General features: G+C 74.1%; 20 protein-coding genes. 10 read left to right on the top strand and 10 right to left on the bottom strand.

What is annotated here, in order from left to right:
- Positions 1-43 precede the first annotated feature (43 nt).
- Complete coding sequence (locus JOF54_RS13075) at positions 44-1258, bottom strand: glycosyltransferase (protein WP_210056472.1); 1215 nt, start codon at positions 1256-1258, stop codon at positions 44-46.
- Positions 1259-1403: 145 nt separating this feature from the next.
- Between JOF54_RS13075 and JOF54_RS13070 the strand changes: the two genes are divergently transcribed.
- Positions 1404-1610, top strand: coding sequence for a DUF2795 domain-containing protein (locus tag JOF54_RS13070; RefSeq protein ID WP_210056470.1), 207 nt, complete (start codon positions 1404-1406; stop codon positions 1608-1610).
- Between the two features lie 75 nt (positions 1611-1685).
- Here the strand turns inward: JOF54_RS13070 and JOF54_RS13065 are convergent, their stop codons facing one another.
- The 5 genes from JOF54_RS13065 to JOF54_RS13045 all read right to left on the bottom strand — a co-directional run bounded on the left by JOF54_RS13065 (position 1686) and on the right by JOF54_RS13045 (position 8288).
- Positions 1686-3788 carry a beta-galactosidase gene (locus JOF54_RS13065; protein WP_210056467.1) on the bottom strand — a complete coding sequence of 701 codons (2103 nt, stop codon included), beginning with the start codon at positions 3786-3788 and terminating at the stop codon, positions 1686-1688.
- Between the two features lie 68 nt (positions 3789-3856).
- A complete protein-coding gene (locus tag JOF54_RS13060; protein WP_210056465.1) occupies positions 3857-4777 on the bottom strand; it encodes a carbohydrate ABC transporter permease in 921 nt (306 codons plus the stop codon).
- Positions 4774-5718 (bottom strand): carbohydrate ABC transporter permease, encoded by a 945-nt coding sequence (locus tag JOF54_RS13055; protein WP_210056463.1) that lies wholly within the window; start codon positions 5716-5718, stop codon positions 4774-4776. The genes JOF54_RS13060 and JOF54_RS13055 overlap by 4 nt, the downstream gene beginning before the upstream one ends.
- Before the next feature lie 73 nt (positions 5719-5791).
- Positions 5792-7153, bottom strand: a complete 1362-nt coding sequence (locus JOF54_RS13050) for an ABC transporter substrate-binding protein (protein WP_210056461.1) — start codon at positions 7151-7153, stop codon at positions 5792-5794.
- A 112-nt stretch (positions 7154-7265) separates the two neighbouring features.
- Positions 7266-8288 (bottom strand): LacI family DNA-binding transcriptional regulator, encoded by a 1023-nt coding sequence (locus JOF54_RS13045; protein ID WP_210056452.1) that lies wholly within the window; start codon positions 8286-8288, stop codon positions 7266-7268.
- Positions 8289-8441: 153 nt separating this feature from the next.
- Between JOF54_RS13045 and JOF54_RS13040 the strand changes: the two genes are divergently transcribed.
- Positions 8442-10112, top strand: a complete 1671-nt coding sequence (locus JOF54_RS13040; protein ID WP_307804131.1) for a glycoside hydrolase family 13 protein — start codon at positions 8442-8444, stop codon at positions 10110-10112.
- Positions 10113-10209: 97 nt separating this feature from the next.
- Positions 10210-11064 carry a CAP domain-containing protein gene (locus JOF54_RS13035; RefSeq protein ID WP_210056450.1) on the top strand — a complete coding sequence of 285 codons (855 nt, stop codon included), beginning with the start codon at positions 10210-10212 and terminating at the stop codon, positions 11062-11064.
- A gap of 77 nt (positions 11065-11141) precedes the next feature.
- Here JOF54_RS13035 and JOF54_RS13030 read toward each other — a convergent pair whose 3' ends face one another.
- Positions 11142-12035: an SDR family oxidoreductase gene (locus JOF54_RS13030; RefSeq protein ID WP_210056448.1), complete on the bottom strand. Its 894-nt coding sequence runs from the start codon at positions 12033-12035 to the stop codon at positions 11142-11144.
- A gap of 10 nt (positions 12036-12045) precedes the next feature.
- Complete coding sequence (locus JOF54_RS21945) at positions 12046-12768, bottom strand: FadR/GntR family transcriptional regulator (RefSeq protein WP_210056446.1); 723 nt, start codon at positions 12766-12768, stop codon at positions 12046-12048.
- Between the two features lie 173 nt (positions 12769-12941).
- On the opposite strand from JOF54_RS21945, the gene JOF54_RS13020 reads away from it, so the two are divergent.
- From JOF54_RS13020 to JOF54_RS21540, 5 genes are all read left to right on the top strand, one after another.
- Positions 12942-14213 carry an aminotransferase class V-fold PLP-dependent enzyme gene (locus JOF54_RS13020; RefSeq protein ID WP_210056444.1) on the top strand — a complete coding sequence of 424 codons (1272 nt, stop codon included), beginning with the start codon at positions 12942-12944 and terminating at the stop codon, positions 14211-14213.
- Positions 14210-15523 (top strand): ABC transporter substrate-binding protein, encoded by a 1314-nt coding sequence (locus JOF54_RS13015; protein ID WP_307804130.1) that lies wholly within the window; start codon positions 14210-14212, stop codon positions 15521-15523. The genes JOF54_RS13020 and JOF54_RS13015 overlap by 4 nt, the downstream gene beginning before the upstream one ends.
- Positions 15524-15620: 97 nt before the next feature.
- Positions 15621-16490, top strand: coding sequence for a carbohydrate ABC transporter permease (locus JOF54_RS13010; protein ID WP_307804129.1), 870 nt, complete (start codon positions 15621-15623; stop codon positions 16488-16490).
- Positions 16487-17323, top strand: coding sequence for a carbohydrate ABC transporter permease (locus JOF54_RS13005; protein WP_210056440.1), 837 nt, complete (start codon positions 16487-16489; stop codon positions 17321-17323). Before JOF54_RS13010 ends, JOF54_RS13005 begins: the two co-directional genes overlap by 4 nt.
- A 367-nt stretch (positions 17324-17690) precedes the next feature.
- Positions 17691-20171 carry a right-handed parallel beta-helix repeat-containing protein gene (locus JOF54_RS21540; protein ID WP_210056438.1) on the top strand — a complete coding sequence of 827 codons (2481 nt, stop codon included), beginning with the start codon at positions 17691-17693 and terminating at the stop codon, positions 20169-20171.
- Here JOF54_RS21540 and JOF54_RS12995 read toward each other — a convergent pair.
- A complete protein-coding gene (locus JOF54_RS12995; protein ID WP_210056436.1) occupies positions 20110-20988 on the bottom strand; it encodes a GAF domain-containing protein in 879 nt (292 codons plus the stop codon). The two genes, JOF54_RS21540 and JOF54_RS12995, sit on opposite strands and share 62 nt — an antisense overlap.
- 132 nt (positions 20989-21120) lie before the next feature.
- Between JOF54_RS12995 and JOF54_RS12990 the strand changes: the two genes are divergently transcribed.
- Positions 21121-21918: a class I SAM-dependent methyltransferase gene (locus tag JOF54_RS12990; RefSeq protein WP_210056434.1), complete on the top strand. Its 798-nt coding sequence runs from the start codon at positions 21121-21123 to the stop codon at positions 21916-21918.
- Positions 21919-21929: 11 nt separating this feature from the next.
- Here JOF54_RS12990 and JOF54_RS12985 read toward each other — a convergent pair whose 3' ends face one another.
- Positions 21930-22919, bottom strand: coding sequence for a helix-turn-helix transcriptional regulator (locus JOF54_RS12985; protein ID WP_210056432.1), 990 nt, complete (start codon positions 22917-22919; stop codon positions 21930-21932).
- Between the two features lie 92 nt (positions 22920-23011).
- On the opposite strand from JOF54_RS12985, the gene JOF54_RS12980 reads away from it, so the two are divergent.
- On the top strand, positions 23012-23557 hold the full coding sequence (locus tag JOF54_RS12980) for a DinB family protein (RefSeq protein WP_210056430.1): 546 nt from the start codon (positions 23012-23014) through the stop codon (positions 23555-23557).

The following is a 23557-nucleotide window of genomic DNA, read 5'->3' as shown; positions in this document are numbered from 1 at the left end:
CCCTCGTCGTCCGTGCTCCCGATCGCTGCCCCGCCCTCCTCCCTCACGCGCGTCGCAGGGGTTGGGCTGCGGCGCGGGGCCGCCGCTCGAGGGCGGCGGCGTAGGCGTCGGCGGTCGCGGCGGCCACCCGCGGCCAGGTGTAGCGCTCCAGCACCCGCGCCCGGCCGGCGGCGCCCAGCCGGGCGCCGAGCTCGGGGGCGGCCAGCAGCCGGCGCAGCGCCGCGGCCAGGGCGACGGGGTCCTGCGGCGGGACGAGCAGCCCGGTCACACCGTCGCCGACGCTGTCGAGCATCCCGCCGACGGCCGCGGAGACCACGGGCACGCCGCAGGCCATCGCCTCCAGCGGGACGAGCCCGAACGGCTCGTACCAGGGGGCGCAGACGACGGCGTCGGCCGAGCGGAGCAGGGCCGGCATGGCCGCGCGCGGCACCTGGCCCGGGAAGTGCAGCCGGTCCGCGACGCGGACCCGGGCGGCCAGCTCCTGCAGCCGGTCCCGCTCGGGGTCACCGGTCGCCCCGCCGACCACCAGCAGCTCGGTGTCGGGGAGCGTCGCCAGGGCCTCGACGACGACGGCGAACCCCTTGCGCGGCACCGGCCGGCCCACCGTCACCAGCCGGTGCCGGCGGGTGCGCGGCGGCACCGGGGTGCCGTCCTCGACGGGGGTGAAGCGGGTGGCGTCGACCCCGCAGGGGACGACGGTCGTGCGCTCGGCGGGCACGCCCATCCGGCGCAGCTCGCGCACCTCGTCGGAGCAGGTGGCGACGACGCGGTCCGCGGCCCGGGCCACCGCCAGCTCGACGCCCACCCGCTCGGGCGGGCTCGTGTCGGCCGGGCCCTGGTGGCGGCGCTTGACCGTGCCGAGGGCGTGGAAGGTGACCAGCCGCGGCAGGTCCAGCGCGTCGGCGGCCCGGTCGGCCGCCCAGGCCGACATCCAGAAGTGGCCGTGCACGACGTCGGGGGCCAGCGCGGCGAGCTGCGCGGTGAGCCCGTCGGCGAAGGCCGGCATGTGCGGCCAGAGGTCGTCCTTGGGCAGCGGGCCGGCGGGGCCGGCCGGCACGTGCAGCACGGCGTAGCCGGCGTCGGTGTCGACGCGGGCGGGCTGGTCCGGGTCGTCGCGGCGGGTGTGCACGGTGACGTCGTGGCCCTGCTGCACGAGCGCGGCCGCCAGGGCGTCGACGTGCACGTTCTGCCCGCCGGCGTCCACGGCACCCACGACCGCCAACGGGCTGGCGTGCTCCGAGACCAGTGCGACCCGCACCCCACCTCCTCCTCCACGTGTGGCAGGAGCACTACCCCTTCTTCTCCTCCCGAACCAGGGGGCGAGGCCCCCCGGGCGGGGCGGCGGACTCCGCAGGACGGACGGCCGAGCGTTTCGACGCGGCCGGGCTGGGCAACCAGCGGGCATGACTGGATTCCAGGTGACCGAGGTGCAGAAGGCGCTCAAGGGCGCGGACTACCCGATGGACGGCCCCGCGCTGGCCGAGCTCGCGAAGTCCAACGGCGCGGGCGACGACCTCGTCCAGGCGCTGCAGGGCCTGCGCGAGGTCGAGGGCCCCAACGGGGTGATGAAGGAGCTGAAGGGCGAGCTCGGCGGCTCGACCGACGACTGAGCCCCGTCCCCGTCGGCCGGTCGCCGACGACGTCCCCGGGGGCCTGCCGGGGCGTCGTCGGCGACCGGTGCCGTCTCAGCCCTCGGTGAGCAGGACGGCGACGTCCCAGGGGCCCAGCGCCAGGCCGGCCCCGAGGTCGCGGTCCGGGTGCCGGGCGTCGACCGCCCCGGCCGGCGCGGCCACCTGCTGCGGCTCCCAGCCCCAGTTGTGGACGACGTGCAGCCGCCGGCCGTCCCGCGTCCGGGCCTGGCTGACCGTCACCGCGGCCGGCAGGTCGCCCCAGCCGGGCCGTGGGTCCGGCACCAGCCACGCCGCCAGGTCGCGGGCCAGCGCCGGGTCGGGCACCGTCCCCACCGTGGTGATCCGGCCCTCGCCGTGCTCGGTGGTGGTGACGGCCGGGAAGCGGCCCAGCTGGGGGTGGTCGTACTCCAGCAGCGTCTTGGCCCCGTCGCTCTCCAGCAGGTCCACCCACCGGGTGGCGTGCGCGTCCGGGCCCACCGCCAGCCCGTCGCCGGCGGGGTGCACGTCCAGCGGCGAGCGCAGGTTGGTGAACTCCTGGAACGAGACGCCGGCGGCGTCGGCCAGCAGCGCGGGTTTCCGCTCGGTCCGCGGCCGGCCCTCGTCGTCGCCGTAGCCGGTCCGGATGCCCAGCACGAGGTGGCCGCCCGCGGCGGCGTACGCGCGCAGCCAGAGCAGCAGCGCGTCCCCGGCCACCAGCAGGCCCGGGACGACGAGGACCGGCAGCTCCGCGGCCACCGCGGCCGGCGTGCGCTCGAGGAGCTGCTCGTCGTGCACCACCCGGACGCCGACGCCCGCCTCGAACGCGCCCCGGTAGAAGGCTTCGTAGATGCGGTGGAAGGCCCGCGGGTCGGTGTCGGCGGGCGACAGCGTGGCGTCGGCGGCCGGGAACGGTGACTGGAACGCCAGCCCCCACTTGGACCGGGCGGAGTAGACCAGCCCCAGCGACGCGTGCGGGGTCAACCCGGTGACGGTCGGTCCCAGGTCGGCCAGCTCCGCGCCCAGCGCCGCCAGCTCGCGGTAGACCCGGCCGGGCCGCTGGTCGTGGGGCAGGATCCCGATCCAGTACGACTCGGTGCCGAAGTGGTTGGTGTGCCAGTGCCAGTACTCGACCATCTCGGCACCGCGGGCGATGAAGCTCCACGCCGCCTGGCGCCACTGGCCGTCCCAGGCGGGGAAGTTCGTCCCCGGTCCGCCGATGGCGCCCGCGTTGGTCTCGGTGACCAGGAACGGCGCCTGCTTGGAGGCGTACATCCGGTCGGCGCTGGCGAACAGCGTCCACGCGCCGCTGGTCGTCCAGCCCTGCGGGGCGTCGTCCCCGACGGGTAGGGCGAGGTCGTCCTGCATGGCGTAGTACGGGTTGCCGGCGGTGACGTCCAGCGCGCGGGTGAGGCCCACGTCGTCGACGCCCGGCCGGTCGTAGGCGATGCAGGTGGTGACGAACTGCTCGGGCGAGGCGTACTCGCGGACGATGTCGGCCTGCCAGGCGATGAACTCGGTGGTGAGCTGCGCCTGGAAGGTTCGCCAGGCGAGGTCGTACTGGGGCTGGTAGTTGCCGTCGGGGCGCCACAGGTCGGCCCAGGTCGAGAGCCGGTGCGACCAGTAGACGAGGCCCCAGGCCTCGTTGAGCGCCTCGACGGTGCCGTAGCGCCGCCGGAGCTCGTCGACGAAGCGCTGGAACACGCCCTCGTTGTGGAAGAGCAGCAGGCCGGGCTCGTTGTCGACCTGGAAGCCGATGACGGCCGGGTGCCCGGCGTAGCGCTCGACGATCTTGCGGACCACCCGCTCGGCGTGGGTGCGGAAGGCGGCGTGGCTGTAGTCGACCTCCTGGCGCCCGCCCCACGGCACCCGCTCCCCCGTGCTCACCTCCCCCGCGATCTCGGGGTAGCGGCGGGCCAGCCACGGCGGGACGGCGTAGGTCGGGGTGCCGAGCACCACCGAGATCCCCCGGGCGTGGGCGCCGTCGAGGACGGGCTGCAGCCAGTCGAGGTCGAAGACGCCCTCCTCCGGCTCCCAGGTGGACCAGACGGACTCCCCCACCCGGATGACGGAGAAGCTCGCCTCGACCATCAGGTCGAGGTCGGCCTCGAGCCGGGGTGAGGGCTGGTACTCGTGGTAGTACGCGGCGCCGAAGAGGACGCGGTCAGGACGCGGGGACACGGGGAGATCCTTCCGGGGGTGGTGCGGGACGGGGACGCCGGGGTGGGCCGGCGGGCGGTGGTCGGCGGTCAGGCCTTGACGCCGCCGGCGGCCAGGCCGGTCTGCCAGAAGCGCTGCAGGACGAGGAAGGCCACGACCAGCGGGATCACCGAGACGAGCGAGCCGGTGATCACCGTCGAGAAGAGGGCCTGGGAGCCCGAGCCGGCGGCCGCGGTCGACTGCCACTGGGCGAGGCCGACGGGGAGCGGGAACTTGTCCGGGCTGTTGAGCATGATCAGCGGCAGGAAGTAGTTGTTCCAGGTGGCCACCAGGCTGAACAGCAGCACGGTCACCGCGCCGGGGACGAGCAGCCGGAACGCCACCGTCACGAAGATCCGCAGCTCGCCCGCGCCGTCCACCCGGGCGGCCTCCAGCATCGAGGCGTCGACCGCGTCGGCGGCGTAGACCCGCATCAGGTAGACCCCGAACGGGCTGACCAGCGAGGGCAGGATGATCGCCCAGTAGGTGTCGGTGAGCTCGGCGCGGGCGAAGAGCAGGTAGGTCGGCAGGGCCAGCGCCGTCGTCGGGACCATGACCGCGCCGAGGATGACCGAGAACAGCGCCTTGCCGCCGGGGAAGTCGTACTTGGCGAAGGCGTAGCCGGCCGCGGTGGCCAGCACCGTGGCGCCGACGGCGCTGGTCACGGAGTAGATGACCGAGTTGAGCGCCCAGCGGGCGAACACCCCGTCCTGGAAGGTGAAGACGCTGCGCAGGTTGTCGAGGAGGTTGAGATCGGCGAACCACAGCCCGAAGGTGCTGAAGAGGTCGGCGTTCGACTTCGTCGAGGCCACCACCAGCCAGTAGAGCGGGAAGAGGAAGTACAGCAGGCAGGCCACCATGACGACGGTGAGCAGCAGGCTCGTCCGGCGCCTCGGCTCCTCCCCCCGGCGCGCCGGGCGCCGCGGCGGGTCGGCCAGCGGGGTGGTGGTGGGCGTGGCGGTGGCGGTCATGACCGGTTCTCCTTGCGCTGGTTCCACAGCTGCACCGCGTAGGACAGGGCCATGATCACGATGCCCAGCAGGAAGGCGATCGCGGCGGCGTAGTTGACGTCCTGGTTCACGAAGGCGAGCGAGTAGGCGTACAGGTTCGGGGTGTAGGCGTTGCCGATCACCGTCGGGGCGACGGTGCGCAGCAGGTTCGGCTCGTTGAAGAGCTGGAAGGTGCCGATCACCGAGAAGATCACCGTGAGCACCAGGGCCGGCCGCACGTGCGGGATCTTGATCGACCAGGCGATCCGCTTCTCCGACGCGCCGTCGACCCGGCCCGCCTCGTACAGCTCCGGCGGGATGGACCGCAGGGCCGCGTAGATGATGATCATGTTGTAGCCGATGAACTCCCAGTTCACGACGTTGATGATCGAGAAGAACATCCCCGTGGACGTGAGGAAGGGCGGGGCCGGCAGCCCCAGCAGCCCCGCCACCTGGGCGAACGGCCCGAAGTCGGGTCCGTAGAGGTAGCCCCACATCAGCGCGGCGACGACGCTCGGGACGGCGTAGGGCACGAAGATGCCCAGTCGGATGATCTTGGAGAGGCGCGTCATGCCGCTGTCCAGGGCCAGCGCGAAGAAGAGCGAGAGGCCGAGCATGACCGGCACCTGCACCACGAGGAAGCCCGCCATCCGGGCGACGCTGCTGAGGAAGCTGGCGTCGGTCAGCGCCTTCGCGTAGTTCTCGAACCCGACGAAGGAGACGCCGCCGATCAGCTGGCGGCGGAAGAAGGAGAGGTAGCCGGCGTAGGCCAGCGGCACGATGATCATCGCGAGGAAGATCACGAAGAACGGCAGGACGAAGAGGTAGGCGGCGCGGTACTGGCGCTTCTTCGCCACGGTGAGCCCGCGGCGGCGCGGCGGGTCGGCGGAGCGGGTGGGGGTGGGGACGGTGGCGGTGGCCATCGGGGTCCCTTCCAGGACGGGGGTCGGGCGGAGGGGGTGCCGCCGCCGCGCAGGGCGGCGGCACCGGGGGACGTCAGGCGAGCGTGAAGCCCTGGTCCTTCGCGTAGCCGGCGACGGCGTCCTGCCAGGCCTGCAGGCCCGCCGTCAGGTCGCCCTTGTCGGCGATGGCTTTGCCGAGGGTCTCGTTGAAGTTCGTGTAGACGAAGTCCATGAACGGCAGCCAGCCGAAGTCCGGCGTGACGGTCGCCGAGATCTCGGTGAAGGTCGCGTTCACCTTCTGGCCGCCGAAGAACGGGGACTCCTGGTCGGCCACCTCCGGGTCCTCGAGGATCGTCGTCGACGGCGGGAAGAGGAACTGCTCGGTGGCCAGCTTGAGCGCCGACTCCTTCGCGGTGTTGATGTAGAGCGCCAGCTGGGCCGCTGCGATCGGGTTGGCGCTGCTCTTGAGCACCGCGTCGGTCGACCCGCCCCAGTTGCCCGACGCGGGCGCCGCCTCGTCCCACTGCGGCAGCGGCACGGCGCGCCACTGGCCGGAGGTCTTCTTGGCGGTGCCCTGCAGGAACACCGGGCCCCACGCGGCGGTCGGCCAGCTGGCGTACTTGCCGTTGGCCAGGCCCTGGTACCAGGAGTCGGTGAAGTCGGGGTCGACCGAGAGGCTGCCGGCGGCGAGCATCTCGCCCCAGAGCGCGACGACCTTCTTGCCCGCCTCGCTCGCCAGGTCGACGGTGACCGTCTTGTCGCCGTCGTAGGCGAAGGGCCGTGCCCCGGCCTGCCACAGGTAGCCGATGATCTGGCCCGGCTGGTTGGGCGCCAGGTTCGTCAGGTAGCTCTTCGGGTTGGCCTTGCGGTAGTCGGCGGCCGCCGTGACGAAGGCCTCCCAGGTGGTCGGCACCTCGACCCCGGCGTCGGCGAGCAGGTCGTCGCGGTAGAGCAGGCCCATCGGGCCGACGTCCTGCGGGACGGCGTAGACGACGTCGCCCGTGCTCACCTGCGACCACACCCACTCCGGGTACTGGTCCTTGATGGCGCCGGCGCCGTAGCCGGAGATGTCCAGCAGGTTGTCCCCGAGGGTGAAGGACGGGATGTACTGGAACTCCATCTGCGTCACGTCGGGAGCGCCCTGACCGGACTGGATCGCCGCGCGCAGCTTCTGGTAGTGCGGCGCGCCCTGGCCCACGTTGACCAGCTCGACCTTGATCGCCGGGTACTTCTTCTCGAACAGGTCGACCTCGTTCTGGATGTCGGGCACCCAGGTCCAGAAGGTCAGCGTCGTCGGCTTGGCCATCGCGGCGTCGATGTCGGCCTGGCTGACCTGCGGGCCGGCCGAGGGGGCGGCCGGGCCGTCGTCCCCGCCGCCGCTGCAGGCGGCGAAGAAGACGGCGGCCGAGGCGAGGGACATCGTGCCGAGGAAGCCGCGTCGGGTGAGGGTGGACATGGGCGTACCTGCCTTCGTCGGGAGGTGGTGCACAGGCGCACGGCTCGGTCGAGGGTGCGCGGGACCGCCCCGGTGGCCGGGAGGCCGTCGGGCGGGTGGTGAGGAGGAGGGGTCAGGGGCGCGCGGCGGGAGGCCCGCTCGAGCGTCGTGGGATCAGCAGCGGGGGCGGGGCGTCGACGGGGTCGAGGTGCTGGGCGCCCTCGATCATGGCCACGAGGTCGTGCAGCGCCCGGTCGGTCGAGACGGTCTGGTCGAGCCGGACGGTGGTGAGCGGGACGACCTGGAACTCGGCCTCGGGGACGTCGTCGACTCCGACCACCGAGACGTCCTCGGGCACCCGGAGGCCGGACTCCACCAGCGCCCGGACCACCCCCATGGCCATCGAGTCGTTGGCCACGAAGACCCCTGTGGCGCCCGAGCGGGCCAGCTCCAGCCCGCAGGCGTAGCCCGAGCGGGGTGACCAGTCGCCCTCGAGGACCGGGCCGGCGTCCACGCCGGCGGACCGCAGCTCGGCCTGCCAGCCCTCGCGACGGGCGACCGCGGCGTCCCAGCGCCGCGGCCCGGCGACGTGGGCCAGCCGGGTGTGGCCGAGGTCCAGCAGGTGGCGGGCGGCCAGCCGGCCGACCAGCGGCTGGCTGGCGCCGAGGAGGGCGATGTGCCGGATGCCGGGGAGCGGCCCGACGTTGCTGACGACGGGGACGTCGCGGAGCAGGTCGGTGTCCAGCCGGACGTCGACCGAGGGCACCTCGAGGATGACGCCCTCGGCGCCCCGCTGCAGCAGGCTCTCGACGGCGCCGTGCACGTCGTCGAGCCACGGGTCGGGGGTGGAGTTGATGGCCAGCGAGTACCCCTTGGCCCGGGCGGCGTGCTCGATCGAGAGCAGCCGGGTGGCGGGCCCGTAGTAGCGGGTGCCCACCGCGATGGCGCCGATGACGTGGGTGCGCTGGGTGACCAGGGCGCGGGCGGCGGTGTTGGGGCGGTAGCCCAGCTCGCGGACCGCGGCCAGCACCCGCTCGCGGACGTCGGCCCGGACGTGCGGCGCGTCGTTGATGACGCGGGACACCGTCTTCTGCGACACCCCGGCGGCCCGCGCGACGTCCATCATCACGGGCACCCGCCCCACGCGTTCCGGCACCGTCTGAACACTACCCATCGCTCCTCGTTGACTACGCTGTCATCTGGCTCTGACTGCGTAGTCAAAACCCGTCGGGCAAGATTGTCAAGGCCCTGACGGGGTAGAGGCACGGCGCAGCGCCGGCGGAGGAGAGGAACGGGGTTGGACGAGCGGGTGAGCGGCACGACGGAGCTGCTGGAGCGGCCGGGGCTGCCCGGGGGCGCGGACTGGTGGCGGACGGCCGTGATCTACCAGGTGTTCCTGCGCAGCTTCGCCGACGGGAACGGCGACGGCGTCGGTGACGTGCCCGGGCTCCGGTCCCGGCTGCCGTACCTGGCCGCGCTGGGCGTGGACGCCGTCTGGGTCAACCCCTGGTACCCCTCCCCGATGGTCGACGTGGGCTACGACGTCGCCGACTACCGCGACGTCGACCCGGCCTTCGGCACCCTCGCCGACGCCGAGGCGCTGGTCGCCGAGGCGCACGCCCTCGGCCTGCGGGTGCTGCTGGACGTCGTGCCCAACCACACCTCCGACGCGCACCCCTGGTTCGTCGCCGCCCTGGCCGGCGACCCCGCCGCCCGGGCCCGGTACCTGTTCCGCGAGGGCCGCGGCGAGCACGGCGAGCTGCCGCCGAACGACTGGGAGAGCTGCTTCCGCGGGCCGGCCTGGACCCGGACCACCGACGCGGACGGCCGCCCCGGGGCCTGGTACCTCCACATGTTCGCCCCCGAGCAGCCGGACCTGGACTGGCGCAACCCGGAGGTCCGCGCCGAGCTCCTCGACGTCCTGCGGTTCTGGTTCGACCGCGGCGTCGACGGCTTCCGGATCGACGTCGCCCACGGGCTGGTCAAGCAGGCGGGGCTGCCCGACGCCCACGGCAGCGACCGGCGCTCGGAGGAGCACCCGGGGTGGGACCAGGACGAGGTGCACGAGGTCTACCGCAGCTGGCGGCAGCTGGCGGACAGCTACGACCCACCGCGGGTGTTCGTCGCGGAGGCCTGGGTGGCCCGGCCCGAGCGGCTGCCGCTGTACCTGCGGCCCGACGAGCTGCACACCGCCTTCGAGTTCGAGCCGCTGCACGTCACCTTCCGCGCGGAGCCGTGGCGGGCCGTGGTCGAGCAGGGCCTGGCCGCCGCCGCCGTCTCGGGTGCTCCCAGCGCCTGGGTGCTCACCAACCACGACGTCGTCCGCCAGGTCACCCGCTACGGCCGGGCGCAGCCCGAGCGCCGGGCCTCCAACGAGGAGCAGCGCGCCCGCTTCGGCGTCGACCCCGTGGACCACGCGCTCGGCCGCCGCCGGGCCCGCGCCGCCGTCGTGCTGACCATGGCGCTGCCGGGCGCCGCCTACGTCTACGGGGGCGAGGAGCTGGGGCTGCCCGAGGTCGAGGAGATCCCCGACGCGCGCCGCCGCGACCCCATCCACGCCCGCTCCGGCGGCACCGACCCCGGCCGGGACGGCTCCCGGGTGCCGATGCCGTGGACGGCGGGCGCCCCGTCGGCCGGCTTCTCCCCGCCGGGCGCGGCCCCGACGTGGCTGCCGCAGCCCGCGGGCTGGGACGCCCTCGCCGTCGACGTCCAGGAGGCCGACCCCGGCTCGACGCTGCACCTCTACCGGTCGCTGCTGGCCGCCCGCCGCGAGCGGATGACGGAGGCGGGTCCGCTGGAGTGGCTGGCGACGCCGCCCGACGTCTTGGCCTTCCGTCGGGGGACGACGGCGTGCTGGGTGAACTTCGGCGACCGGGCGGTCCCGCTGCCGTCCGGCCGGGTGGTGCTGGCGTCCGGTCCGCTCGCCCCCGGCCTGCTGCCGGCCGACACCGCCGTCTGGGTCGAGGTGCCGGCCGGCTGAGCCGGACCTCCGGCACCGGTCGAAAGCCTCTGGGCGGGGCCGGTACCCGCTCCTACGGTGGAGCAGGCCCGTCCGCACCCCGTCCCCCGGAGGATCGATGCCCCGCTCCCGCACCGCCCGTCGCCGCCTGCCCGCCGCGCTCGCCGCCCTCGGCGTGCTGGCCGCCGGGGCCGTCCTGAGCACGACGCCGGCCGAGGCCGCCGTCGTCCGGCAGGCCTCCTGCACCGACGGCGGGGGCGTCCGCTGGGATGTCGCCGTCACCTGGGGCGCGCCCTACGCGACCGCGGGCGGGGTGACGAAGGTGGCCCTGGACAAGGCGGCCTGGACGACGACGGAGGCCGGCCCGGTGCCCACCGACTCCCGCGTCCGCACCTACGACGGCGCCGGGAAGCGGCTGCAGGACCTGACCTGGTCGGGAGCCTTCGACTACCGCGGCGGCGCCGTTTCGAAGTCGCGCAACCCCGTCAACCCGCCCAGCGCCCCCGGCAAGGCCAAGGTGGTGCTGACCCTCGGCGTCGACGGCGACGGCTTCGGCAGCTGCTCGGTCACGCTGACCCAGCCCGCGACGGCCGCGCCGAGCGCCGCCGACCGCTACGAGACCGACGTGGTGGCCGCCACCAACCCCGAGCGGACCAGCCGCGGTCTGGCCGCCCTGGCCCCGCAGTCGTGCGTCGACTCCTACGCCGAGGCCCAGGCCCGCCGGATGGCCGACGAGGGCCGGATGTTCCACCAGGACCTGCAGCCGGTCCTCACGACGTGCGGCCTGCGCACCGTCGGGGAGAACGTCGCCTACGGCTACCCGACCGGGACGGCCGTCACCCAGGCCTGGATGGGCTCCCCCGGACACCGCGCCAACATCCTCAACGGCAGCTTCAAGCTGATCGGCGTCGGCGCCGCCCAGGGCCCCGACGGCCGCTGGTACGCCGCGCAGGTCTTCGGCACCCTCGCCTGAGTCCGCCCGCACCCACCGAGTTGTGAGGAGTTCGACCGCGACTACCCGGTCGAACTCCTCACACGAACGCGTCCCCGTCAGCTGACGGGGTTGCCGCCGGTGACGCCGAGCATCTCGCCGGTGATGTAGCTGGACTCCTGCGAGGCGAAGAAGACGTACGTCGGGGCCAGCTCGGCCGGCTGGCCGGCGCGGCCCAGCGGGGCGGACTCCCCGTGCTGGGAGGCGCGCTCGACGGGCATGGTGGCCGGGATCAGCGGGGTCCAGATCGGGCCGGGCGCGACGGCGTTGACCCGGATCCCCTTCTCGGCCAGCTCGGCGGCCAGGCCGCGGGTGAAGTTGTGGATGCCGGCCTTGGTGGTGGCGTAGTCGAGCAGCTCCGGGGACGGGCTGACGGCCTGCACCGAGGAGGTGTTGATGATGGTCGCGCCCTCGGCCAGGTGCGGCAGCGCCTTCTGGCACAGCCAGAACATCGCGTACAGGTTGGTCTTCATCACCCGGTCGAACTGCTCGGTGGTGATGTCGGCGATGCCGCCCGACTGCGCCATCTGGTACGCCGCGTTGTTGACGAGGACGTCGATGCCGCCCAGCTCGGAGACCGCGGTGTCGATGATCTGCTGGCACACCTGCTCGTCGCGGATGTCGCCCGGGCAGCGGACGGCCTTGCGGCCCGCCTCCTCGACGAGCCGGACGGTCTCGTCGGCGTCCTCCTCCTCCTCGGGCAGGTAGCTGATCAGCACGTCGGCCCCCTCGCGGGCGAAGGCCAGGGCCACGGCGCGGCCGATGCCGGAGTCGCCGCCGGTGATGACCGCCCGCTTGCCGGTGAGCCGGTCGCTGCCGCGGTAGCTGTCCTCGCCGTGGTCGGGCTGCTCCTGCATGTCCCCGGTCAGCCCGGGGTGGGGGATCTGGTCCTCGGTCTTCTCGGGCTGGTCGTACTGCTCGGTGGGGTCCGTCTGCTGCGTCTGGTCGCTCATGACCCCTCCTCTACCCGGCCGCGGCCCGTCCGACGCCCTCGGCGTCCCCGGTCGAGGGCGGCGGGTGCAGCCGGCGCAGCCAGCGCTCGGTCTCGGCGACGTGCGCGGCGGCCGCGGTCTGCGCGGCGCCGCCGTCCCGGGCGGTGATGGCGGTCGCGATCGCCCGGTGGCCGTCGTCGCTCACCCGCTTGATCTCGGGCCCGGAGGCGGAGTCGAAGATCTGGTAGTTCCGGCTCCGGCTGCGGAAGACCTCCAGCAGCGCGGCCAGCGTCGGGTTGCCGCCCGCCTCGGCGATCATCGTGTGGAAGCGGTGGTCCAGCTCGGCGGTCCCGGTCGGGTCGTCGCAGGCCTCGAGCTCGGTGAGCAGGGCGTCCATCCGCTCCACCAGCACCTCGGACCGGCGGGCCGCCGCCTGAGCGGCCGCGTGGCCCTCGAGGACGCGGCGCAGCTCGTAGATCTCCAGCAGCCCGTCCAGCGGCAGCAGGCCGACGGTCAGGCTGAGGCTCCGGACGATGTCGGCCGCCCGCAGCTGCGAGACGTAGGTGCCGGCGCCCTGCCGCACCTCGACCACGCCGAGCGCCGCGAGCATCCGCACCGCCTCGCGCAGGGAGCTGCGCGAGACGCCCAGCTCGGCGCACAGCTCGCTCTCGATCGGGAACCGCTGCCCGGCCTGCAGCCGGCCCGTGGCCATCATCTGCCGGAGGCCCTGGAAGGCCGTCTCCACCGCCGACACGCGCGCTCCCTCCGTCCGCCCCCCGACGGGCCGGGCGGCCCGCCGCCATCATGCCCGGCCACGACGCGACGACGCCGACGTGTCTGATGAATTGACGTGATCGAAACATCTGTGGCTTCACAGCGGCGCATTCGTCAGACAGGATGGGCGCCACCCCACCCCCAGGAGTGCCTGTGCCCACCACGACCGACGTCACCGCGCCGGCCCCGCTGACCACGCCCGACGGCCGTCCGGCAGCGGCGCTGTGGGCGCTGCACCCCGACCTGCGCCACCTCAACCACGGCTCCTTCGGGGCGGTCCCGCGGGCGGCGCTGGCCCACCAGGACGAGCTGCGCCAGCAGACCGAGCTGGCCCCGGTCGCCTGGTTCCCGGGCCTGCCGCAGAGGATCGAGGGCGCCCGCCGGCTGGTCGCCCCGCGGCTGCACGTCGAGGCCGAGCGGCTGGCGCTGGTGCTCAACGCCAGCGCGGGGGCCAGCGTCGTCTTCGGCAGCCTCACCCTGCCGCCCGGGGCGGAGGTCCTGGTCACCGACCACGGCTACGGCGCCGTCACCGCGGGCGCCGCGCGCGCCGCGCGTCGCGCCGGCGGCCGGCTGGTCACCGCGGCGGTCCCGCTGGAGGCCGACGAGGACGAGGCGTTCGAGGCCATCTGGGCCGCCGTCACCGACCGGACCGCGCTCGTCGTCCTCGACCACATCACCTCCCCCACCGCCCGCCGGCTGCCCGTCGGCCGGGTCTGCGCCGAGGCCCGCCGCCGCGGCATCGCCACCCTGGTCGACGGCGCCCACGCGCCGCTGCTGCTGGAGGACCCCGTCGCCGAGGCCGACGCCGACGTCTGGGTGGGCAACCTGCACAAGTACGGCTGCGCCCCGCGCGGCGCGGCGGTGCTGGTGGCCCGGCCCGAGGTCGCCGAGGACCTGCACCCGCTCATCGACTCCTGGGGCGCCGGCCTCCCCTTCCCCGAGCGCTTCGACCACCAGGGCACCCTCGACCTCACCAGCTGGCTGGCCGCGCCGACGGCGCTGGACACGGTCGACCGCGAGCTGGGCTGGGACGCGGTGCGCCGCTACACCACCGCGCTGGCCGACTGGGCCCAGGACCTCGTGGCCACCGCGCTGGGCGAGGCCTCCGGCGTCGACTGCCACGCCCGCGTCGGGATGCCGGTCGGGCCGCTGCGGCTCGTCGGCCTGCCGGGCCGGCTGGCGACCGGGCACCTCGAGGCCAACGCCATGCGCGACCGGATGCTGGCCGAGGCCGGCATCGAGACCGCCTTCACCGCGTTCGGCGGCCGCGGCTACCTGCGGCTGTCCGCGCACGCCTACAACACCCCGGAGGACTACCTCGACCTCGTCGAGCGCGCCGTCCCCCTGCTCCTGGCCTGGGCCGTCGAGGCCGACCCCGCATCCGCACCCGTCACCGTCAACCCCCAAGGAAGAAGAGAGCAGTGAACCGCAGATCGTTCCTCCTCGCCACGGCCGGACTGGCCACCGTCTCCGTCACCGGCCTCAGCAGCTGCTCCGGCGGCGGCTCCGACGCCGGCGGGAGCGAGGGCGGCGACGTCACGCTCCAGATGGTGGAGAGCCTGACCAACCCCGCCCGCTCGCAGGTGCTGAAGAAGCTGCTCGCCGACTTCGAGGCGGGCAACCCGGGCATCAAGGTCCAGCTCGTCTCCCCGCCCACCGAGCAGGCGGACCAGAAGATCCAGCAGATGCTGCAGGCCGGCAACGGCGTCGACGTCCTCGAGGTCCGCGACCTGACCGTCGGCCCGTTCGCCAACAACGGCTGGCTCTACGACATGACCGCCGACACCGAGGGGTGGGCGGGCTTCGCCGACCTCACCGAGCAGGCGCAGAAGTACAGCAAGCACAGCGACGGCAAGACCTACTTCATCCCCTACGGCTTCTACGGGCTCAGCCTCTTCTACCGCACCGACCTCGTCGCCGAGGCCGGCTTCTCCGGCCCGCCGAAGACGTGGGAGGAGCTGCTGGAGCAGGCCGCCAAGATCCAGGACCCGAGCAAGAACCGGTACGGCTACGCCTTCCGCGGCGGCAAGAACGGCAACGGCAACGTCGTCGCCGCCATTGAGGCCTACGTCGGGGACACGATCGACCGCGAGAACGCCTTCAAGATCCAGGGCGGGCAGTCGATCTTCGCCGCGCCCGAGGCCCAGGCCGCCGTCGACACCTACTTCGACCTGTTCCGCCGCGCCTCGCCGCCCTCGTCGGTCGCGTGGGGCTACCCCGAGATGGTCGAGGGGTTCAACAACGGCTCGACGGCGTTCCTGCTGCAGGACCCCGAGGTGATCGCCACGATCTCCGCGTCGAAGACCGTGAAGTCCGACCAGTGGAACACCGCGCCGCTGCTCACCGGCCCCTCGGGCAAGGCGTCGCAGCCCGTGGCCACGGCCGGCTGGGGTGTCGCGAAGGCGAGCAAGAACCCGGAGGCGGCCGTCAAGCTGGTGCAGTTCCTCTCCGGTGAGGCGTCGACGACGTTCGCCAAGGAGAACAGCCTCGTCCCGATCCAGAAGACCGCCGGTGCCGACTCCTTCTACACCAGCGGCCCCTGGGCGTCCTACGTGACGATGACCGAGAACCCGGACACCTACCTCACGGTCGTGCAGCCGCGCGGCGTCGCCTGGTGGACCGAGTGGTCGACCAAGGCCGACAACGACGTGCAGAAGGTCCTCATCGACCAGCTGTCCACGGCCGACCTGCTCAAGGGCTGGGACGCCTACTGGACCGAGAAGTGGAAGGGCTGAGCGCGGCGTGACCGTCCTCGACCGGGCTCCGCGGGGGGGCCGTCCGCTCGCGGACCGTCCTCCCGCCCCGGCGGGCCCCCGCCGGCGGACCTTCACCGTGCGGCGGGGTCTCGGCCTGCTGGCCTTCCTCGCGCCCGCGCTGGTCTTCGTCGTCGTCTTCACCTACTACCCGCTGCTGCGCGGCAGCCAGATGGCCTTCCAGCAGTGGAACCTCTACGACCTGCGCAACACCCCGTTCGTCGGCCTCGACAACTTCCGCACGCTGCTGGCCAACCCGACGTTCTGGACCGTGCTGCGCAACTCGGTCGTCTGGGTCGTCGGCTCGATCGTCCCGCAGCTGCTCATCGGCTTCGGCCTCGCCCTGCTGCTGCGCAAGCGGTTCCGCTTCCGCGGGGTCTACCAGGCACTGGTCTTCTTCCCCTGGGCCGTCTCGGGCTTCCTCATCGGCATCCTGTTCCGCTGGATGTTCAACGGGGAGTTCGGCGTCGTCAACGACCTGCTGCGCAAGGCCGGCCTGATCGACACCAACGTGGCCTGGCTGGCCGACCCGGAGCTGGCCATGTTCTCGGTCGTCGTGGCCAACGTCTGGTACGGCGTGACCTTCTTCGCGATCATGATCCTGGCGGCGCTGCAGTCGGTGCCCGACGAGCTGCTGGAGGCCGGCGCGCTGGACGGCGCGGGCAAGGCCCGCACCCTGTTCTTCATCGTCATCCCGTTCATCCGCACGACGCTGCTGCTCACCGTGCTGCTGCGGGTGATCTGGGTGTTCAACTTCCCCGAGATCATCTACGGCATGACGGGCGGCGGCCCCGCCGAGCAGACCCACATCGTCACCAGCTGGATGATCAACTTCACCTCCCAGGGCGACTACGGCCTGGCCTCGGCGCTGGGGCTCATCGTGCTCGCCGTCCTGGTCCTGTTCACGACCTTCTACCTGCTGGCCCTGAAGGAGCGTGACGCCCGGTGATCGACCAGCTCTCGCCCCCCGTCCGGGTGCTCCGCGTCGCCCTGCTCGGGCTGTGGCTCGTGATCACCCTGTTCCCGCTGTACTGGATCCTGGTCACCTCGTTCAAGGACCCGGGCGACATCGCGGCCTTCCCGCTGCGCTACCTGCCCTCGCCGTGGACGCTGACCAACTACGCCAGCCTCTTCCAGAACTTCGCGTTCGGCACCTACATGGCCAACAGCCTGCTGGTGTCGGTGGTGGCCGCCGCGGTCGCGACGCTGATCTCGCTGCTCTCGGCCTACACGCTGGCCCGCTTCGAGTTCCGGGCCAAGGGCGCGCTGCTGATGGCGTTCCTCGTCACCCAGATGATCCCGGCCTTCATCGCGCTGGGCCCGCTCTACGTGCTGATGGTCGACCTGCAGCTGGTCGACCGCAAGGGCGGCCTGGTGCTGCTCTACATCGCGGTCTGCATCCCGTTCTGCACGATCATGCTGCGCGGCTTCTTCGAGAACGTCCCCGACGCCCTCGAGGAGGCGGCGATGGTGGACGGCTGCTCGCGGCTGAGCGCGCTGTTCCGGGTGATCGTGCCCGTGATGACCCCGGGGATCATGGCGGCCTTCATCTTCAACTTCGTCAACTGCTGGAACGAGCTGTTCCTGTCGGTGACGCTGATGAACTCCGACAGCAACAAGACCATCCCGACCGCCCTCAACGGTTTCATCTCCAGCTTCAACATCGAGTGGGGCCCGATGGCCGCCGCCGCGGTGCTGACCATCGTCCCGACGATGCTCATGTTCGCCCTCGCCAGCCGCTGGATCGTCGAGGGCCTCACCTCCGGAGCCGTCAAGGGCTGAGGCGGGACGACCGGGCGGAGGGCCCGGGTCGTCCGGGACCAGGTGTCCCGCCGGCGCAGGACCAAGGGCCGGGCAGCAGGGTGCTTTCTCCCCTGCTGCCCGGCCCTCGTCGCGCGCGAGGATGGAGCCATCAGCACGGGGGACGGCACCAGATCGACGATCCAGGAGGACCGATGACCCCCGCGCCCAGGTCGAGCAGCACCGGCCGCCGCGGGCCCCGGTCCCCCCGGCCCCCGCTCCACCCGACGACCCGCTGCTAGCGGCGTCAGCACCCGCTCTCCCGGCGTCCCCGACGCCACCGGCCGCCGACGGCCCCCCCTCCCCGTCCCGGGCTGCACCCTGCCCGCTCGCCCCCAGGAGCTCCGCCATGCCCCGCACCGCCACCCCCGTCACCCCGTTCCGCCGGGCCGCCCGCGTCGTGGTCACCGCCGCGCTGGCCCTCGCCGCCGGCGCGGTCCCCCTGCTGACCCCGACCGGCGCCTCGGCCGGCACCCACCTCGTCATCGACGGCTTCGACCGCACGGTGGCCTCCGGGTGGGGCAGGCCCGACACCGGCAGCGCCTGGACCGGCGTCTCCGGCGGCACCGCCACCTCGGTCGGCGGCAGCGAGGGCAAGGTCAGCAAGATCCTCGGCGGGCGCAGCTTCAAGGCCTACCAGGGCGGGGTCCAGGTCCGGGACGCGGTCGTGCGCGCCGAGTTCACCGTCCCGGTCGGCAAGAACTTCCAGTACTCGGTGGAGGCCCGCAAGCAGGCCGACGGCTCCTCCTACTCCGCCCGGGCCCGGATCGACTCCGGGTCGGTCCTGCACCTCGACCTGTACCGCTCCGACGCCGCCGGGCGCCAGAGCGTGCTCAAGGAGATGACGCTGGCCACGCCCGTCCCCGTCGGGCAGCGCCTGGTGCTGAAGCTCTCCACGACGGGGACCGACCCGGTCATCGCCCGCGCCAAGCTCTACGTCAAGGGCGCCGCCGAGCCGGGCTGGCAGGTGACCGCGCTGGACCGCGCGGGCGCCGTCACCGGTGCCGGCCACCCCGGCCTGCAGGTCTACAACGGCGCCGGCAACCCGACGGTCGACCTCACCACGCAGGCCTTCGTCGTGACCGACGTCGCCGCCGACCTCACCTCGGCTCACCTGGTCGGCGACGAGGGCACCTCCACCGCCCCGCTGGCCGTGCGGCACGGCGCCGGCCCGGTCGGCAGCGCCCGCTACCCCGTGCCCGCCGACGCCCTGTTCGTCGCCCCCGGCGGCAGCGACGCCAACCCGGGCACCCTCGACAGGCCCTTCGCGACGCTGGCCAAGGCGGTGACCAGGAACTACTCCGGGCAGACGATCGTCCTGCGCGCGGGCAGCTACCACGAGTCGGTGCTGGTGCCCCCGGGTCACGCGGCCACCATCCAGCCCTACCCCGGGGAGGCCGTGTGGTTCGACGGCACCCGCGCGGTCACCGGGTTCAAGGCCAGCGGCAGCGCCTTCTCCGCCCCCTGGGACGTCGTCCTCGACCACAGCCCGACCTACTCCAAGGGCGCCCCCGACGGCACGGCCGCCGGCTGGCGCTGGATCGACCCCGCCCACCCGATGGCCGCGCACCCGGACATGGTCTGGCTCGACGGCGTCGAGCAGCGCCAGGTCGGCAGCCTCGCCCAGCTGGAGCCGGGCACCTTCTACGTCGACCAGGGCACCCGCCGCCTGCACCTCGGCAGCGACCCGACGGGCCGGTCGGTGCGGGCCTCGGACCTGCAGACCGCGTTCTCGCTGCGTGCCCCGGGCACCGTCCTCCGCGGCTTCGGGATCCGCCGCTACGCCGACTCCGTCTGGCAGCAGGGCGTGGTGACCAGCTACTTCGAGCGGATGACGCTGGACGAGATGACGGTGCTGGACAGCGCCACCGGCGGGATCGGGATGTTCAAGCCCGGCTCGGTCATCCGCAACACCACCGTCGACGGCTCCGGGCAGGTCGGCATCCACGCCAACCAGGCCGACGGCCTGCTGCTGGCCAACGTCTCCGTCACCGACAGCAACGACGAGCGGTTCAACCCGGCCCCCAGCGCCGGCGGGATCAAGATCACCCAGACCCGCGGCGTCACCCTGCGCGACAGCGAGATCCGCCGCACCCACGGCAACCAGTTCTGGACCGACCAGTCGGTGTTCAACGTCGACGTCGTCCGCAACGAGATCGTCGACAGCACCCGCTTCGGGGTGGTCCTGGAGATCTCCTCCACCGGGACGGTCGTCGACAACGTCATCGCCGACAACGCCTCCGACGGCGTCATGGTGGCCAACACCGACAAGGTGGCGATCTGGAACAACACGATCGTCGGCAACCGCCGGGCCATCGCCTTCACCCAGGACTCCCGCCGGATCGAGCAGCTGAGCGTCTCGGGCCACGACCTGCGCCGGCCGCAGCCGGACCTCACGATGCCCTGGGTCATCGGCAACAGCTCGGTGGGCAACAACGTGCTGGCCGCGGGGCACGGCGCCAGCTCGGTCCTCGCCGTCGAGAGCTACGAGCTGGCCCACGACGCCGGCGCCCTCCGGCTGACGAGCAACGGCAACGTCTACTCCCAGACCGCGCTGGGCGTGCCGAACGCGACCGCCAGCTGGGCCCGGCTCAAGGCGCAGCCGCTGCAGTTCGTCCTGCTGGAGGACTTCCGCGACAACACGGGCCAGGAGCGCAGCAGCATCAACCCGCTGACCACCAGCCCCGTCGACGCCGGCTACCGGCTGAAGCCGGCCATCGCCGCCCGGACGGCCGAGGTGGCCCAGCCGCTGCCCGCCCACGTCGCCCTCAAGGCCGGCCGGGAGGTCGGCGCCCGGACCCTCGGCGCCGTCGAGCGTCCAGCGAGCTGACCCCGGGCGGCAGGTCGCCGTCCTCGCCCCCGCCCCCGCCCCCCGGCACCGTGCCGGGGGGCGGGGCCGTCGTCGCGCCCGGGGCGCCCGCACCCCGGCGCAGGTCGGCCGGGGCGAGCTCGGCGGCGGTGAGCCGGGCGGCGACCGCGTCGAGCGAGCTGCCGGCGTCGACGGCGAAGCCCCGCAGCAGGTCGAGGCCGCCCTGCTGCGTCGTCCCCAGGTCGTGCACCACCATCCCGACCGCGCGCCAGACCTCCATCCGCCGGGCGACGCCGGGGCCGGCGAGCCAGGCGGCCACCGGCTCGTCGGTCCACCCGGCGCGCACCAGCGGGGCGTCCAGCAGCAGTCCGCCGATCTGGTCGGCGACGTCGGTCTGCACCTCGGCGCCCCGCGCCGCGGCGTCGACGGCGGGCGCGTCGCTGTAGAGGTCGAGCGCCCCGATCGGCGGGTGGCCCGGCGTCCGCAGCGGCAGCGAGGCCACCGAGCGGAACGACGTCTGCCGGATGAGCGCCCGGTGGTAGGCCGGCCACCGGCGCGCCAGCTCCGGCTCGTCGACGGCGACCGCCTCGCCGGCCTCGATCGCGTCCAGGCAGGGCCCCTCGCCCAGGGTGGTCTGCAGCCGCTCCGCGCGGACGGCCTCGTCGTCGCTGCCGCCCAGCGGCACCCGCAGCCGCTCGACCAGCCCCAGCCCGGCGCCCTGCACCGGCAGCACCGCGACGCAGGCCCGGGCCAGCACCGCGGGCAGCAGCGCCCGCCCGTCGTCGTCGTCGACGCCTCCCACCACCGCGGCCAGGTACCGGTCCGCCAGCCGACGCATCAGGCTCCTCGAGGTCCGGGGCGCCCTCGGCCGGGCGCCCGCACCCCGCAGCTACCCGGCCGGCGCCGGTCCGACGCGGACGCCCGGCCACCCGCGGGCCGGTCGCCGGGCGGGCGGGGCCAGAGTGGGGACGTGCAGAGCGACGTCGTGAGCGGCACCGCACGGGCGGCCGCGCTCGCCCACGCGCGGTCCTTCGCCCGGCTCTGCGCCGGCACCGCCGACGTCCTGCTGGACCTGGCCGGGGCTCCGGACCCCGGGGACCGGCTGCTCGACGTGGGCACCGGGACCGGGACGGTCGCGGCCGCCGCCCGGCGCCGGGGCTGGGTCGCCGTCGGCGTGGACCCCGACCGCGCGGTGCTGGACCTCGTCCGGCGCCAGGAGGACCTGCCGCTGGTCGCGGCCGCCCTGCCCCGGCTCCCGCACCGCTCGGGCGCGGTCGACGCGGCGACCGCCAACTTCGTCGTCAACCACGTGCCCGACCCCCGCGCGGCGACCGCCGAGCTGCTCCGCGTCGTCCGCCCGGGCGGGTCGGTCGCGGTGACGGTGTGGCCCGCCGGGGGTGACCTGGCCCGGCTGTGGGCCGATGTGCTGGCCGCGGCCGGCGTCGCCGCCCCGCCGTCGCGGTCCCTGCCGCCGGCGCTCGACTTCGACCGCACGGCGCCGGGCCTGGTCGGGCTGCTGCGGGACGCGGGCGGCGCGGACGCGGACGCGGCCGAGGTGGGCTGGGTGTGGCGGGTCGGGCCGGCGGACCTGTGGGCGGCGGTGGAGCACGGGCTGGCCGTGGTCGGCCGGACCTACCAGGCGCAGCCCGCGTCCGGCCGTCGCCGGCTGCGGGCGGCGTTCGAGGGCCTGGCGGCGGAGCGCGCGGTCGACGGCGAGCTGCGGCTGGCCGTCCGCGCGGTGGCCGGGGTGGCCCGCCGGTCCGGTTGAGCCGACAGCCCTCAGGTGGCCGTCGCCGGCCCGGGCGGCGGCGCGGCCCCGGCCCGGACGAAGTGCGCGCCCCAGGCGGCCGCCAGGGCGGCGAGCTCGGGCGGGCTGACCACGGTGAACGGGGCCCCGGCGGCGCCGAGAGCCCACAGGGGGCCGTCCAGCGCGTCGGTGTCCAGGGTCATCGTGCAGGTGCCCGCGGTCCGCGGGCGGACGTCGGCCCACCGGCCGACGCGGGCCGCCACCACGTCGGCCGGCGCCTCCACCACCACCTCCACGTGGTGCCGGCCGGCCGCCCCCGCCGCCTGGACCCGCTCCCGGACCCAGGTGGCCACGTCGTCGAAGGGCGGGGTCCGCGGACCGAAGGGCGTGCCGGTGCCCTCGGCCGTGGCGATCCGGTCGATCCGCAGGGTGCGCCAGTCCTGCCGCTCGAGGTCGTAGGCGACGAGGTACCAGCGACGGCCGAGGGGGACGAGCCGGAACGGCTCGACGCGGCGCGAGGAGGGCGTGCCGTCCGCGGCCCGGTAGTCGAGCCGCACCCGCTCGCCGTCGCGGCAGCCGAGCGCCAGCGTGGCGAGCACCGCGTGGTCCACCGGGGCGTCGGTGCCGGTGGACCACCGGGACGGGGTCGTGGCCAGCCGGACCGCGTCCAACCGCGTCCGGAGCCGGCGCGGCATCACCTGCACGACCTTGGTCAGCGCCCGCAGTGCCGCGTCGCCGCCCTGGCCGCCGGCCAGCTGGGACTGGATGGCCACCGCCAGCGCCATCGCCTCGTCGTCGTCGAGGACGAGCGGGGGCAGGGCCGCCCCGGGTGCCAGGGCGTAGCCGCCGTCGACGCCGGGGTGGGCGTCCACGGGGTAGCCGAGCTCGCGCAACCGCTCGACGTCGCGGCGCAGGGTGCGGGCCGAGACCTCCAGCCGCTCCGCCAGCAGCGGCCCGGGCCAGTAGCGGCGGGCCTGGAGCAGCGACAGCAGCCGCAGGGTGCGCGAGCTCGTGTTCACCATGGGTCTGATCCTCGTCGCCATCGCGGACAGGATCTGGCCGCGATGCTCCCTAGCGTAGGACCCGAGCGCAGGCCACCCCGAGAGGAACCACCATGACCCCCACCCCCACCCCCACCACCTCCGGCCCCGCCGTCAGCGAGAGGGACGAGCTCGTCGCCCTCCTCGAGCGGCACCGCGGGTTCTTCCTGCACACCGTGCAAGGGCTCACCGACGAGCAGGCGCGGCTCACCCCGACCGTCAGCGCCCTGAGCCTCGGCGGCCTCGTCAAGCACGTGACGGCAGTCGAGGCCGGCTGGCTGGACTTCGTCGAGCACGGCGCCCCGCAGCCGGACGCCGGGGCGGACCAGCAGGCCGACGACGCGGGCTACGCGGCCTACGTCGACGGGTTCCGGCTGCTGCCCGAGGAGACGCTCGACGGTGTGCTGGCCGGCTACGCGGCGGTGGCCGAGCGGGCCGTCCGGCTGGCCCGGACCGCCGACCTCGACGCCGCGCACCCGCTGCCGGAGGCGCCCTGGTTCGCGGACGAGTCGTGGAGCAACCGCCGGGTGCTCGTGCACGTCATCGCCGAGACGGCCCAGCACGCCGGCCACGCCGACCTCATCCGGGAGACCATCGACGGGCAGCGGACGATGGGCTGA

This window comes from Microlunatus capsulatus (assembly GCF_017876495.1).
Taxonomy (GTDB): domain Bacteria; phylum Actinomycetota; class Actinomycetes; order Propionibacteriales; family Propionibacteriaceae; genus Microlunatus; species Microlunatus capsulatus.
Note: the sequence above shows the minus strand (reverse complement) of the source record. Positions and strands in the feature narration are given on the sequence as shown.

What these genes read in the sequence shown, in the direction of transcription:
- JOF54_RS13070 (WP_210056470.1), top strand. Translation starts at nt 1,404, where the DNA reads ATGACTGGATTCCAGGTGACCGAGGTGCAGAAGGCGCTCAAGGGCGCG.
- JOF54_RS13060 (WP_210056465.1), bottom strand. Translation starts at nt 4,777, where the DNA reads ATGACCGCCACCGCCACGCCCACCACCACCCCGCTGGCCGACCCGCCG.
- JOF54_RS13055 (WP_210056463.1), bottom strand. Translation starts at nt 5,718, where the DNA reads ATGGCCACCGCCACCGTCCCCACCCCCACCCGCTCCGCCGACCCGCCG.
- JOF54_RS13050 (WP_210056461.1), bottom strand. Translation starts at nt 7,153, where the DNA reads ATGTCCACCCTCACCCGACGCGGCTTCCTCGGCACGATGTCCCTCGCC.
- JOF54_RS13035 (WP_210056450.1), top strand. Translation starts at nt 10,210, where the DNA reads ATGCCCCGCTCCCGCACCGCCCGTCGCCGCCTGCCCGCCGCGCTCGCC.
- JOF54_RS13030 (WP_210056448.1), bottom strand. Translation starts at nt 12,035, where the DNA reads ATGAGCGACCAGACGCAGCAGACGGACCCCACCGAGCAGTACGACCAG.
- JOF54_RS21540 (WP_210056438.1), top strand. Translation starts at nt 17,691, where the DNA reads ATGCCCCGCACCGCCACCCCCGTCACCCCGTTCCGCCGGGCCGCCCGC.
- JOF54_RS12995 (WP_210056436.1), bottom strand. Translation starts at nt 20,988, where the DNA reads ATGCGTCGGCTGGCGGACCGGTACCTGGCCGCGGTGGTGGGAGGCGTC.
- JOF54_RS12985 (WP_210056432.1), bottom strand. Translation starts at nt 22,919, where the DNA reads ATGGTGAACACGAGCTCGCGCACCCTGCGGCTGCTGTCGCTGCTCCAG.
- JOF54_RS12980 (WP_210056430.1), top strand. Translation starts at nt 23,012, where the DNA reads ATGACCCCCACCCCCACCCCCACCACCTCCGGCCCCGCCGTCAGCGAG.